At 37.2% G+C, this 14202-nt stretch carries 15 protein-coding genes; 13 read left to right on the forward strand and 2 right to left on the reverse strand.

The window, feature by feature from the left end:
• Positions 1-226: 226 nt before the first annotated feature.
• From A361_RS03680 to A361_RS03715, 8 genes are all read left to right on the forward strand, one after another.
• Positions 227-1774 (forward strand): glycine betaine uptake BCCT transporter, encoded by a 1548-nt coding sequence (locus A361_RS03680; protein WP_019379526.1) that lies wholly within the window; start codon positions 227-229, stop codon positions 1772-1774.
• A 208-nt stretch (positions 1775-1982) separates the two neighbouring features.
• A complete protein-coding gene (locus A361_RS03685) occupies positions 1983-2495 on the forward strand; it encodes a DinB family protein (RefSeq protein WP_019379525.1) in 513 nt (170 codons plus the stop codon).
• Positions 2496-2684: 189 nt separating this feature from the next.
• The gene (locus A361_RS03690; protein WP_009335300.1) at positions 2685-2978 is read left to right on the forward strand and encodes an antibiotic biosynthesis monooxygenase family protein; all 294 of its coding nucleotides are present in this window, start codon (positions 2685-2687) and stop codon (positions 2976-2978) included.
• A gap of 360 nt (positions 2979-3338) precedes the next feature.
• Complete coding sequence (locus A361_RS03695; RefSeq protein ID WP_420480830.1) at positions 3339-3665, forward strand: RNA polymerase alpha subunit C-terminal domain-containing protein; 327 nt, start codon at positions 3339-3341, stop codon at positions 3663-3665.
• A 231-nt stretch (positions 3666-3896) separates the two neighbouring features.
• Positions 3897-4376 (forward strand): SRPBCC family protein, encoded by a 480-nt coding sequence (locus tag A361_RS03700; RefSeq protein WP_019379523.1) that lies wholly within the window; start codon positions 3897-3899, stop codon positions 4374-4376.
• A 579-nt stretch (positions 4377-4955) separates the two neighbouring features.
• A complete protein-coding gene (locus A361_RS03705; RefSeq protein WP_019379521.1) occupies positions 4956-5846 on the forward strand; it encodes a mechanosensitive ion channel family protein in 891 nt (296 codons plus the stop codon).
• Positions 5847-6026: 180 nt separating this feature from the next.
• Complete coding sequence (locus A361_RS03710; RefSeq protein ID WP_009335296.1) at positions 6027-6404, forward strand: cupredoxin domain-containing protein; 378 nt, start codon at positions 6027-6029, stop codon at positions 6402-6404.
• 179 nt (positions 6405-6583) lie between these two features.
• Entirely contained in the window at positions 6584-7144 is a 561-nt protein-coding gene (locus A361_RS03715) for a hypothetical protein (RefSeq protein ID WP_009335295.1), read from the forward strand.
• Positions 7145-7211: 67 nt separating this feature from the next.
• Here A361_RS03715 and A361_RS03720 read toward each other — a convergent pair whose 3' ends face one another.
• On the reverse strand, positions 7212-8624 hold the full coding sequence (locus tag A361_RS03720) for a PQQ-dependent sugar dehydrogenase (RefSeq protein WP_019379520.1): 1413 nt from the start codon (positions 8622-8624) through the stop codon (positions 7212-7214).
• A 444-nt stretch (positions 8625-9068) separates the two neighbouring features.
• Between A361_RS03720 and A361_RS03725 the strand changes: the two genes are divergently transcribed.
• The 3 genes from A361_RS03725 (at position 9069) to A361_RS03735 (ending at position 11731) form a co-directional block, all read left to right on the forward strand.
• On the forward strand, positions 9069-10001 hold the full coding sequence (locus A361_RS03725) for a D-2-hydroxyacid dehydrogenase (protein ID WP_019379519.1): 933 nt from the start codon (positions 9069-9071) through the stop codon (positions 9999-10001).
• A gap of 201 nt (positions 10002-10202) precedes the next feature.
• Complete coding sequence (locus A361_RS03730) at positions 10203-11231, forward strand: DUF3231 family protein (RefSeq protein WP_009335291.1); 1029 nt, start codon at positions 10203-10205, stop codon at positions 11229-11231.
• Positions 11232-11518: 287 nt separating this feature from the next.
• Positions 11519-11731, forward strand: a complete 213-nt coding sequence (locus A361_RS03735; RefSeq protein ID WP_019379518.1) for a hypothetical protein — start codon at positions 11519-11521, stop codon at positions 11729-11731.
• Between the two features lie 1277 nt (positions 11732-13008).
• Here the strand turns inward: A361_RS03735 and A361_RS30195 are convergent.
• Positions 13009-13170: a hypothetical protein gene (locus A361_RS30195; RefSeq protein WP_162271998.1), complete on the reverse strand. Its 162-nt coding sequence runs from the start codon at positions 13168-13170 to the stop codon at positions 13009-13011.
• A 169-nt stretch (positions 13171-13339) separates the two neighbouring features.
• Here A361_RS30195 and A361_RS30395 point away from each other — a divergent pair, with 169 nt between their 5' ends.
• Positions 13340-13486 (forward strand): hypothetical protein, encoded by a 147-nt coding sequence (locus tag A361_RS30395; RefSeq protein ID WP_019379514.1) that lies wholly within the window; start codon positions 13340-13342, stop codon positions 13484-13486.
• Between the two features lie 456 nt (positions 13487-13942).
• Positions 13943-14179, forward strand: coding sequence for a hypothetical protein (locus A361_RS03750; RefSeq protein ID WP_019379513.1), 237 nt, complete (start codon positions 13943-13945; stop codon positions 14177-14179).
• Positions 14180-14202: the final 23 nt, after the last annotated feature.

Below are 14202 nucleotides of genomic sequence, written 5' to 3' on the forward strand. Positions count from 1 at the left end.
CGTATTTATCTATCTATCTATTTTTCCAATACCCAAAAGATGGACAATGGTGATTTTATGTTAGTAAGAATGACGAAGATAATAATAAATGAATTTTCGCAAATTTTTTAAGGGTGCGTTTCGTAATACTTCACAAAAAATATTTTTGTTTGTTTTGCATTTTTATTTGTTCACCATTCGAAGTAACCCACTGCGAATATATCAAAGATGGGAGTTAAAACTTTATATGAGAAATGCTTCAACTGTTTTTTATGTATCATTAGCAATAATGGCTGGTCTTGTTCTTATGGGAATTACAATGCCAGCGTCGTTAGAAAAGGTCACGAGCAGTACACAAGGCGTGATTACGGATTCGTTTGGGTGGTATTACCTAGTGATTGTTTCGCTATTTGTGTTCGTCTGCTTCTATTTATTAGTAAGTCCAGTTGGCCGGATAAAGCTCGGGAAGCAGGAGGATAAGCCTGAGTTTTCCCGTCCAACTTGGCTTGCGATGCTTTTTAGTGCAGGTATCGGGATTGGGTTAATTTTCTATGGAACATTTGAACCCATTAGCCATTACATGATAAGTTCTCCTACAGGCCAAGAGGGTACTGATCAGGGAATTAAGGATGCAATGAGATTTACCTTCTTTCATTATGGGGTCCATGCATGGGCTATCTATGGTTCGATTGCGATGGCTCTGGCTTATTTTACTTTCAGAAAAGGGGAGCTGAGTTTAATAAGCCGAACCTTACGGCCGCTGATTGGAAAACATGCGGATGGGGCAGTCGGGAAGGCAATTGATGTCATTGCGGTTATTGCTACGGTTTTAGGGGTATCTACCTCTTTGGGATTTGGTGCCATGCAAATCAACGGGGGACTGTCCTACCTTTTTGATGTACCTAGTACGATAACAAACCAAACCATTATTATCCTCATTGTGACAGTCTTATTTATGATTTCGGCTTTAACAGGTCTAAGTAAGGGAATTAAAGTGCTAAGCAATTTGAATATGGGGCTTGCGGCTGTCCTTTTCTTGATTGTCTTTAGCTTTGGACCGACACTTTTTATCCTTAATTTATTCACCGATACGATCGGGACTTATATGCAAAACTTCATTGACATGAGTTTTAGGATAGCACCCCTGAATGAAGAGGGACGCAGCTGGATTAATGGATGGACGATTTTTTATTGGGCATGGTGGATTGCCTGGTCTCCATTTGTTGGTGTGTTTATTGCCAGAGTCTCAAAGGGCCGAACAATTCGTGAGTTTGTTGTAGGTGTCCTTCTCGTTCCGTCACTAATAGGATTCCTTTGGTTTACAACTTTTGGGGGGACAGCCATTTTCACTGAATCTACAGGGCTGCTTTCGATTTCGTCATTATCTCCCGAGGAATCTCTTTTTGGCGTGTTAGAAGGGTTTCCGCTCAGCATGGCAATATCTCTGTTAGCCATTTTGATCATTGTTACGTTCTTTGTGACATCAGCTGACTCTGGTACATTTGTTCTAGGGATGATGACAACGAATGGATCGCAAAATCCAAGTACACCCATAAAAGTAACTTGGGGAGTTCTTCTCTCGATTATTGCGATTGCTCTCCTTTATTCTGGGGGCCTGCAGGCTCTTCAAAACACCATGATCATCGCAGCTCTTCCATTCTCAGTCATTTTAGTGTTAATGACAGTCAGCTTGCTAAAATCTTTAAAACAGGAAGCAAAACAGCTCGGACTAGGTCAGATTAGAATGAATCGGAAGGAAAAGCAAAGCAAAGAGGATGTTCAGGAAGCTGGATAAACAATATTTATTAAACTGGCAACATGTCAACTTCGGTTGGGATGTTGCTTTTTTTTAGTAAATCAATAATTTGATCGTATATCGTAATCTGTTTCCAAATTGCCTTCTCTTTTGTACAACCGGGACAGGTTGGTTAATATAATACGTGAGTCTATTAATTTCCAATATTAACAAATTATGAAAAACAGAACGAGAGGTGTATTATTGAATGATTTTAGATTTAAAAGGCGAGCTAACAATGGAACCTATTGTAGGGCTGCTCTATTCTATGGTGGATGGGAATTATCGACGGCTGAAATCTATCGTGGGAGGTATGTCCCAAAGGGAGTTGGATTATAAAGGCCCTAAACAGAATTATAACAGCACAGCCCAATTGCTTAGACATCTAGCTTTGGTCGACCTGAACTGGGTGTTTAGAATAAAGGGTGAGATAATGCCGTTAAATCTGGAGAATAAATATGGACCAATATTGGATGAAGACAACCGATTACCACAGTTTGATGGAATCCCCTTGGATGTGCTGCTTAAAGAATACGATGATGTTATGGATATGATTAAGACGTTATGTCAGCAGTTAACAGATTTGCAATTAACTCGAATAATTGAATATGAAAATGGAAACCAAGCAACAATCCAATGGGGTATATGGCATATAGCAGACCATAGCAGGTATCATCAGGCTCATATAAATCAATTACGCAAATGGTTTAATGAAAGTTGAAATTTTCACTTTGATCAACATAAGGGGTGAGTCTTCTATAATGGAGGAATCACCTGTATTATTATCCTAATGGGCTGCATTCCTTTAATAAATGAAGTATGGAAAATAATTAGAACATTCTCTTGTAATCATTAATCAGAAATCGGAACTATACAGTAAATGAACAATCAGGGAAAGGGGATAATTTACATGATTTTAGAAGCAGTAATGCTACAAGTAAAAGAAGGGATGGAGGAAGAATATGAACAAGCATTCCGTGAGGCATCAAAAATTATTGCTTCCATGAAAGGGTACATATCTCACGAGCTGCAGAGATGTATGGAAATTAAGGGGAAATATCTATTACTTGTGAAGTGGGAATCATTAGAGGCCCATACAGTTGGGTTTAGACAATCGAAAGAGTATCAGGAATGGAAAAGACAGCTGCATCATTTTTATGATCCGTTTCCTGCAGTTGAACATTTTGAAAACGTTCCTCTTTAATTGGTTTTTAATTAAACAGCCTCCATACAGACATAAGGAGGCTATCATTTTAATATTTAGCTAACCCCATTGGCGGATCATCCAGTTTCTCTCGTATGAAGGAAACCTCATCATTGTCTGAGATCATATAGGAGGTCCTGCTATTCTGGTTTATTATTTTGGGTCAGGTGTAAAACTTGGGTAAAATTCATCGTCTCCATGATTGGAGATTTCTCTACTGGTTTTCCAGTCTTGCTTACGACCCGAAGAAGTGGCCGTAAAGGTACAAAGGTTATCCATCATTTTCTTGGCCAGGTTTGTTGAAAAGTGCCATTCATAGTTTTTGTCGAGTTTATATATCTAATATACAATTAATAATATATGATACTGGATCAGAAACTGTTTGGAGGAATTATTTTGACAGCAGATAAAAGTTTAAGGGTTTGTGAAAAGGGACATAAGTTTTACAAAAGCAGTGAGTGTAAAAGCTGTCCTATCTGTGATAAAGAGAATAAGCCTAAAGGTGGCTTCCTTTCGAAGCTCAGCGCTCCTGCAAGGAATGCATTGGTTCACGAAGGAATAGACACTTTGAAAAAACTGTCAAAGTTCACTGAAAAAGAAATATTAAAAATTCATGGTATTGGACCAGCTTCCTTACCTATTATGAGAACTTCCTTAAAAGAGGAAGGGCTTTCATTTAAAGAATAAAAGCTTCACTGGCAGGTTTTTCAAGAACTGCTGCTGATCAGGCAGTTTTGTTCTTTTTATACTAAAGGGCAAGATTGTTGAACACTTTAAGATTATTGTTTTTTTAGTTAAAAAAATGTTTTGTAAAAGAAACAATTCTGAATATAGTGATGTTTTTTCTGAACCTATACAAATTTTTAATTTTATTTGTTTTAGCAACACCTCAAGGATTAGAAGAAGGAGGATGAAGGGATGAATGAAATTGGTGCATTACATGAGTCAAATGGCAGTTATGCTTTAAGATTTGAGCGATTTTTTTCCCATAATCCAGAAGATGTTTTCCTTGTCATTACAAATCCCAATTCCTTCTCTCAATGGTACCCTTTTGCAAAAGGGGAGATGGATCTCAGACTGGGTGGAAAAATTGCCTTCGATGATGGGGAAGGAACGACATATGAGGGTATCATTACAGAATTAGAAAAGCCATATTTATTTGGTTTCCGTGAAGTTGATGATCTGATAAACATTTCATTGCAGGAAGAGGGGAAAGGATGTCGAATGATCTTTACCCATACTTTTAAAGATGATTCATGGGCAGTTAATACAGCGGCAGGATGGCATAGGTGTCTGGATGTATTGGTCCTAATCGTCAATGGTGAACCAATTAAGTGGGACGATAACTCAATTAAGCTGCGTAAAATCTATAGTGAAGCATTTAATATGGGAAATTAATATAGTGCGCCTTTCTTATAAAGAAGGCGTATTTCGGTGTCCCCTATACATTAAGAGTTTAGTTATTATTACGGGAGGGCGATATAGTGAGTATCTCACTTAATCAAACAGTGGCGTTTCTGCAAGAGTGGAGACACCATTAAGCTTCAGGGCAGATAAGATGAACAAGGGTGAGCGGTATTCATAGATGAATCATAAAAAGGTCTTAAGGTGTTTTCCTGTTAAAAGGGGCAGGTTTATTAGGATACTTAAGCTGTCTTTGTTGAATGAAGGGCTGAAACAATAATTAATTCTTGAGCCAGTATTATATATAGATATTAACTACTACATTATTTGCAATGACTATAAAAAACAGATCCAGCTGCCAGCTTAGGCCGATTTTCTATTGTGCTGACATTAAGCAGCTTAACTGTATTATTGACATTACGGTCACGTTTCCACAGGACGTGTCTTTTTTATTTGGGCCAAATTATTGAAGATGAATGGGGAATGATAAAGAAAATATATGTTAAGGAAACGATATTTAAGGAGAAGGTAACAGATGATCCTTGATATGTTCCTTTTTAAGGAGTGGCTGGGATGGACCTGCTAACTTTTACAGAGGAATTTTTTAATTATATAAGGGAGTTTTTACTTTTAAGATTTACTCTATTTGCTTTGATTCTCATCACCTTTTCATTTGTCATAAACCGTATGATTGATTGGTTCTTTAGGAAGTCTAATTTCTTTGATGAAGAGGTAGAACAGACGATACAAGGTGTAACCCGATCTATTTTTAGGTATGGAATTGCGATTAGCCTTGTTATTTATCTAATTAGTCAATTTGTAGATATAAAAGGTATTCTTGCAGGTGCAGGAATTGCCGGTGTGGTCATCGGTTTTGCTGCACAGCAGATGTTAAAGGACGTTATTTTGGGGTTCGCAAGATTAACGGATAAAGAGTTTCGTGTCGGTGATTTTGTTACTTTCAACGGGACAAGTTCAGGTACCATTGAGGAGATAAGTATTCGCTTTATGCAAATTCGGGAATGGTCGGGAAAACTCCTTACGATCCCGCATGGAGAGATTAGAGCGATACAAAATTTTAATAAAGGCTGGATGCGGGTTATTGAACGGATTACGGTAAGTTATCAGGAAGATCCAGCAAGAATAAAGGAATTGTTAGAGAAAGCAAGTGTGATCTGCAATGAAAAATTAGTTCATAGCCTGTATCGGTTAGGGGACGAGGCTGTTGAACCCTTTCAATATATCGGGATTACAGACTTAAATCCAAACCATAAACATGTCGGGTACGAATTTTGTATTGTTGGCCTGGTTAAGCCTGAAGAGTATTTTGAAACGTCCAGGCAGGTAAGATTTGAACTAATGTCTTTATTTCATAAGAGTCAAGTACAAATGCCAACCGCGAACATGTTCATTCAAACTGAGAATTCACAGGACACTCTTGAGCAGCCTTCACCCAGCACGTAAAAGAACCAGCTGATTTGGGAGCCCAGCCGTTTATGAGGAGCGGCAGCAAATTATTTAAAGTGTGGATTTCTGCAGTGATCTTGGTCTATTCACAGTTTTAGAAAGCACTTTTGAACATAATTTATGGTGATAAAATTTTGTGAATCAGAAAAAATAGGTTTAGGAAAGGAGGGATTGCGAATGTCTGTGAAAAAGCGGGTAACAGGATTGGCCTTTGTGTTTGCAATGCTTGTGGTTTTGTCAACTCCAGGCTCATTCGGCGTATTTGCCGAATCCGATGTTTCAACTAAGGGGAAATCGATTGAGGTCGAGTTGAACGATGATTACTTTAATCCGAAGGTCATCACTATTCCGAATGGAACATCCACAACATTAATATTGAAAAATAAAGGTAAGAAGGAGCACACCTTTACAGTAGAAAAGCTCGGAATTGACGCCGAGATTCAGCCAGGAAAAGAAACGAGTATTTCCGTGAAGCCAAAACAGCCCGGTACATATGAACTGATATGCCGGTACCATTTCCAGGAAGGAATGGTTGGAAACGTAATAGTCAAATAATAACCGGGGCCAATAAGGCCCTTGTTTTTTTATGGTTGCAGGTATTTGCATAGTATTATCCAGATAGCACCATAACAGCTAACTTTCCTCTGCAAATGGATCATAAAAAGTTGTTCCGCCTCTATAAAATGCAAATATAATGTAGGGTAACATATAACCATTATAGAAGAGGTGAACAGGTGTATTTTTTAAAGCCTATCACGGATGAGGTTTATCTATTTCAAAAAATATTGAATAAATATAAAAAAACAATGAAGCTCATTCTAGTGTCTATTTTTACCTGTATTGCTGCTATTCTGCAGGCTGCTGGCGGCCTCTTGCCAGGTATAGGATATTTTTTAAGTCCGCTTGCCACTGCACCTATTCTGTTATGTTCCATGTTTTCCATTCCATTTGGAGTAATGTCCTATTCTCTGACAATTATGTTGTTATTGATCCTGCAGCCATCTGAACTAATTATTTTTCCTTTTACTACAGGATTGTTAGGGCTTGGCATCGGGGCATCTTTTTCCTTTTTCAGGATGAGAATAAGTATTATTGCTGCTGGTGCAATCCTTTTAATGCTAGGAATTATGGGTTTACTATTTATTTTTCACTTTCCAGTTTTAGGTCCAGCCGTCTCTGATTCCTTTTCATTTCTTTCAGCGGGAGGTATCTTTTTATTTGTTTTCCTTTATAGCTGGTTATGGGTTGAGATTGCTTTAATCATTATTAAAAGATTAAAAATGATGATCATGTAGTGGTTTTCATTTAGATGGCAATCCATATAAGATATTTATCAGATTAAGCAGAATTCTATCATTATACTTATGGAACTATTTCAAAAACAGTGCCTTGATGTAAATCAGTCACTTTCATAGAGCCATAAACCCCTAAATATAATCTGGTCTGTTTCAGATTCGTCCCCAAATTAACATAATAGGCTGATTGCGACCCAAAATCATAATCGGTTTGTATCACACTAAAGTCATTTTGTTTACCATTAGGTCTAATGATGGTATAAGCTAAAGCCCCTCTAACCTGAGGCTGTGATTCTTTCCGGGCAAGATCGGTAAACACAACGCTTCCTGTTAAAGCAGGGATTCTTTTCCCCATATAGACTTGCACTCCTGTCAGTGCAGTTCCTCCAAACTTATCGGGTCTGGGATCTTTATGAAAATAACTAGTTAAAGGCTGAAGACGACTCGCTGAAAGTGCTGCTGCTTCATTGTAAAAAGCCATTGTCTTCTCATCCAAATTCTGATTATTAGTGCAGTCTCTTATAATCGAAGCAGGAAAATCACCTTCCCAGCCCCGCCAGCCAAAGTTTATAAATCCTTCCTTGTCAGGTTCAGAATTCATCAAAGATGCTTGAATAAGCTGAGTAACCGGTATGGGTTTATAATGAACAAATGAATAAATCGACTCGACCAAATCCTGGCCGACATTTCCTGCATATTTAATATACTGATTATAAAACCTTTGAAATGAAATACCTGGAATATTGCGAACCCCTTTGGCCATTACCGTGAGGGTTTCCTGAATCGCTGCGGGAAGTTCATTAAAGCGTGTGACAATAGGGGGATCTAGGATATAAGTATTCTTATCTACATCAATTTCAATTATTTTACCGGCAATCTCCAGATCATCCTGGCTTAAGTTAAATGGATCATAGCCTGATCCGCCATCTCCGGTTGTTAAAACAAGTCTGCCTGTTTCTGGTGAAAAATTTAAACTATTGACCCCATTATGATTTGAAAATGGCCTTCTTAAGTTAAGTAAAGTCCTTCGTTTTTGGGGCCCGCCATTGGATTGTATAATCCATTCTTCGATTGTATCAATATGGTCATATTGTGTTTCCCTATTCATCCATCTTAGGTTAAAAGTTTTAGGATCACAAGGGTCAGGATTAAACGATTCAGAAAGTGCACCCGGTCCTTGTGCTCCGGCTGCTGAATAATGAAGATAAAACAGACCGTTATAATAAAATTCGGGATGAAAGGCTAGTCCCAGCAATCCCCGTTCATCATATCCGCCACCAGAAGCACCTAGTTTTAGGATTCTAGGGCGAATATCTAAAAAAGTCCTGATGCTTGAGTCTCTTATGTAAAAGATCTCTCCTACCTGGGTTGCAATAAATAGCCTTTCCTTGGAATCACCAGGAAGTATAGCTGTTTTCAAAACAGTAGGTAAATTTATCTTACTGGCAATGGGCCGTAAACCAACCTTAACTTTTATCAACTGACTTTGCACCCCTTCATTTTTTTTCTTTTATAAGAATATGATTAGAACTGGCTATTAGTACCAAATTAGGCAGGGAACAAATCGGAACAAGATAACGGATGTAAGTTCTCGTGTTAAAATGAAATAAAAAAATCAAGGAGCAGCAATGTTTACGAAAAAGGATTACATAAGTTTAAAAGAACAGTTCATTGCATGGCCACGCTGCGTTTAAGTGACAGAAGGCAAGCATCGGATTGTCATTTTAAGTGAGGATGAGCCTGCAGGCTTCTTCTATTTACCTTCAACAGAACGAGTAAGGAAGTATTGAGATAATCCGAACACTATAATTGCACTGCACTATCTGTTAATCATGGGAAAGTCTTTAACTATTTAGCGTGAAAAATAATGTCTATTGACTTAAAATCGCAGGGGGCAAATAACATAGAGGGTGGGGGAAGTCGAATGAACATACATAATATATTGGTTGCAGGAAGCTATGAAAAGGAATTCCAGGAACAGCTGCCAGTTAATACATCTCAGAGCTTTCGTTTTAAGCAGGTTGCTGATATTACAGAAGAGGATTTATCATGGGCAGATGCCTATGTCGGTTCCAAGCCGTGTCGTGGCTTCCGCTTGGCCGATATGAAATGGGTACATTCCTTTAATGCGGGTGTAAATAATTATTTGGAAATTGATGGATGGAAGGAACATGAGATTCTTCTAACCAGAACTGTTTGCTCGTTTGGACAAAGAATAAGCGAGTATTGTTTAAGCTATATTTTAAGAGATCTTCAAGCTCACCACTACTTTGAAGGAAAACAAAGGGAGAAGGAATGGGCTCCAAAAACTCCGAAAATGATGAAGGATCAAACGATTGTTATCTATGGTACAGGGGAGATTGGGCAGGAGACTGCCAGAGTATTTTCAAGCTTTGGATCCGCCGTCTATGGTGTCTCGCAAAGCGGGCAACCAAAGGAGTATTTCGAAAAGGTGGCAAAAACCAGTACTGGAAGCACGCTGGCTGCAGAGGCAGATTGGATTATTAGCACATTGCCTTTGACAAAAGAAACAAGTAAGCTATTTAATCGTGAGTTTTTCAGTCATTTAAACGGAGCGGTCTTTATCAATGTCGGCAGAGGCCAAACAGTGGACGAGCAATCCCTTATTGAAGCGCTCAATTCCAAAAAAGTCCGTTATGCTGTGTTAGATGTTCTTGAAACAGAACCGCTGCCAGAGACTTCCGAGTTATGGGGAAGAGACGATATCATCATCACTCCTCATATATCGGCTGTGACAGAGCTGAATGAAGCGATCTCATGCTTTTGGGATACATTAAAGAGAATCGAAAATAATGATGCCATACCTAATAGGGTGGATTTTTTGAAGGGGTACTAATAAAAGGCAAGTATGCCGATTGGAAACTGAAAAAACGAAGCAGATAATAAAGGTAAGGTGAATTAATAACTGTTATAAAAATAAAAGGAGGAAGCCCTTCTCATTTGAGAAGGGCTTTTTATGTCTAAAAAAACGAAATGGACATTAGTAAGTATATGAATTTAAAGGGAGGAAATATTAAATAAAAAAGGAGGTGTTCACATGAAAAAGATTAAACCCATTAAATTAAGTTCTTACAAAACAAACACCTCCGAAAAACTAACATCAGCAGAAATGGGAAAGCTTTGGGCTACTTATATGGGAAATAGCATGGCATCATTTATTTTAAAATACTTTCTGCAGCATGTTGATGATAAACATATTAAGACCTTATTAGAAAATGCCTTACAACTATCAGAAGAATTCATGAAAACCATTAAAGGTATTTTCGAGAAAGATGGATTTCCCATCCCTAAGGGTTTTACGGAAGAGGATGTGAATTTAGGTGCTCCCAGACTGTTTTTGGATGAATTCTATGTCCACTACTTGAAGTATGCATCAAAAGCTGGATTGAGTATTTACAGTATTGCAATACCTCTTGTGTTTAGAGAGGACGTAAAAGAATTTTTTAGGCATTGTATGGATTCCACCATGGATTTGATGGAGCAAATCAAAGAAATATTAATGCATAAAGGGCTAATAAGTAAACCCCCATTGATTCCAGTTCCAGAAAAAGTGGAATTTGTTCATAAGGATTTTTTAAACGGCTATCTTGGAAATAAACGCCCTTTGCATGCTATGGAAATCACACATCTTTACGATAACATAGAAAATAATGTAACAAGTAAAGCACTCATTATGGCATTCGCACAAGTAGCAAAGGATGAAAAGATACGCAAATTGTTCGAACGAGGAAAAGATCTTACCACAAATAATATTGAGAATTATAAGCAAAAACTGCATGATGAAGATTTGCCTTCCCCACCTTATCTGGATGACTTAATAACTAATACCATTTTTTCACCTTTTTCTGATAAGTTAATGCTCTTTCATAAGATGGATATGTTTTCAATAAAAGTTAGATCCTTCGGAAATTCTGTGGCTGTAAATGGCCGGCATGATATCGGGATGGTTTATTTGAAGGCAATTATGAAAAATTCATATTTTGTTGAGAATGCTGCAAGAATTATGATTGAGAAAGGATGGTTTGAACAACCTCCAGCTGCAGCTGATAGAGACAAGTTATCCTAATTACTGCTATGATTTTGAGAGCCCCCTCGCCGGAGAGGGGCTTTCTTCGCATTAAATGGTGCAGTATAGTTAAAAAGGTCTTCTCCTAATAAAGTCCGTCAGAAATCCTTTCTCTCCACGACCCCTATTCGCCTCGTATATTACGAACGGGTGCATTAATATAGAGTTCCAGCTGCCAATTGGCGGTCTTTTTATTGCATAAAAGGTGCAGGCAGTTCAAGAAGGTAATGGTTTCATTAAACAAGAATATATATAATAGTCCGAGACTAATATGAGGTGGATTAAAAATGGATAAAAGAGTGATATTCGATTTTGAAATTGAATTTACTAACGGCGGTGGATTACAAGGACAGGATTTCCGTCTTGATATTGATGGTGACGACATTACTGATGAAGAATTAGCGAATTATATTGTAGAGGATATGAGGTTGCTTATGGTTGGAGAAGTTAGAATACTTAACAAAAAAATAATTATTGAAAAACACAAACGTAAATCATAACAACTTACAAGACATGGAATTAAACTTTTACATCAAGCTGCCAATAGGCGGCTATTTTTCTTGTCTAATTAATGGGGCAGGCTAGTAAAGGAGGGAATAGAGTTGTTTCGCTCTCGCCTTTCTTATATTTGTAAATGTTGGTATGGCTTTTGGGAATAATACATGTATCTGACAGCAATTTAAAGGATGATCACTATGTCAATCGCTGTTTTAGCAATGTTTGCCTGGTTAGTAATGATTGTATTCGCTATTGTTCCCAAAGGATTAACTCTTACTGAGATGGTTTTTTTGTACTTCATTATCGGAATATTAACTATTACCCAATTCACCATACTTGATGTCAATCTGCACTGGGTTCCAGTCACCCGAAGTGTGGAAGGGTCTTTCGCGATTTATATTTGCCGCTTTATTGTGATACCTTTTCAAATTCTTTTGTCAGTATGCATACTGAATTCGCACATGAAAGCAAAATGGCGATGGGTTTTATCAGCTACAATCGTAATCTCCCTATGCTTGGGAGACCGGATATATTTGTGGACTGGCCTCATTACTTTCCAAAGGTGGAATGAATTGTACTCTGCTCTTATGTATGTGGTATCTATAGCCTTAGTATGGTTGATAGCCCGCTGGTTTGTTTGCCTGGAAAAAGGAGAATTCAAAAAAACATGAATGAAATTCGTTATTACGATCATAATTTTAATGCTAATGAGTGGTTTATGCCAAAACGTTTTTCAAATAAGAAAACCTTCTTATACCTCCTATGTGGCGTGTTTACTGGTTTCTTTTTCGATCACATTTTAAGTGTGCTGCCAGTTAGTTATTATGATATAAATGATAATTCTTCCTTTCAATTGATGGATTTTTTATCCCATGTGATGTATGCACCATTCAGCTATCTATTCTTTTATATATATGACTTCTTTAATATAAAGCCAAATCTTTCTCTGTTATTCATTTTGATATGGGCGTTTATAAGTGTTGGGATAGAGCGATTCACTGAGTACATAGGGATCTTTCACTATCAACATGGATATAACAGCTATTATTCTTTTGTTATTTATTTAGTGGTCCAAAGTTTATGGGTGATATTTTACAGGATTATTAAAGTATATGGAGAAAAACAATTTTAAATGGAATGGAGATGTTTGGGAATTGTCAGGAATTATTTATAGAAAAGGTATTCTTAAGCTAATCATATTTTGAAATAGAACAATTCTGCCGCAACTTCCTCCAAAGTTCTTTTAGTTATGACATATCTATATTGTTCCAAATCTTTGTTAGCAATTTGCTTTGATAGCATTTTCCCTCTTTGCTGCATCCATAAAAATACAGAAAAATAAATCAAATTCATTATGATATGTACCTAGACCCGGTATGATAAGGCTGCTTTTATCTTCCTTAGTAGTAGGAGCATTTTCATTATTGATAATTAAATACAAAGAGTGCAGCAATAGAGACAAACATCTTCATTCTTATTTATAAATGGGCAGGTAACTTTCATAACAATTATGGGTTTCTATGGTGAAGTGAGTTGAAAAATAGTATTTGCTCTGGATATTAAAGGGAAAGTTGGAAAACCTATAATGAATTCTAAAAGGAGGGATTCGAATGAAAGACAATGAGCAGGAAACTAGCGAAGGACTGAATCAGATATTTGAAATAATAAATGCCAAAGGCGATGTTGGCGAAATCAATGAAATTCTGAAAAATGGAAGTTCTGACTCTATAGCGGCAAACTCCTCTCCTAATTCCTAAGACAAAGAAAACCCGTTAAAAAAGAACCGGCCACTGCAGCAATGGTTTTTGAGAATATAGATAGATGCAGCGAAGCTGCCTTTTTTTTATCTCTTTAACGACTTTGTCAATACTTGTACTTAAGCTAAGGGTGCTTATGCTCAAGATCAGCTGCCAAGCAAGGCAGCTTTTTCTTATTTAACTAAATCTTTCACATAATTTCCTTTTACTGCTGGGAAAGAGCGGGGAAAAGAAGGCTGGAAAGGCAATGGCCTAGCTGCCCGGAATCCCTTTATACTCTCAGCTTTTTTTCCCGCAGCTTAATCATCCGCTATTTTATATAAAGACCATAATAAACGTTTAATATCTTGGTGCCATCGCAGGCGGCTTTTCTATTGCACTAAAGGGGCAGGTTTATTCGGTAAGAAATTGGATTATTATGGTAAAATAAATTATAAAGGGGGGCAAAGTTTTATTATGAAAAAAGGTTGGGTTTCGCTTATTAGTGGCTTAATTTTAGGTTTAATAATTTCGTTCTTTACTCTTGATTATAATGGCTGGAAAATGCAACGAATAGGGGAAAATGGTGAAGTTATTAATACAATAAATGAGTTGGATTTTGATTTAATAACTAATTGCTTTTTAATAGTGCTTATTTCAATTTTAGTTATTTATATACTCTTGACAGTCTTAGAAAAAATAAGAAAAACATAAATTTACTTATTTAGCTAACGATG

It is taken from the genome of Cytobacillus oceanisediminis 2691 (assembly GCF_000294775.2).
Classification (GTDB): domain Bacteria; phylum Bacillota; class Bacilli; order Bacillales; family Cytobacillaceae; genus Cytobacillus; species Cytobacillus pseudoceanisediminis.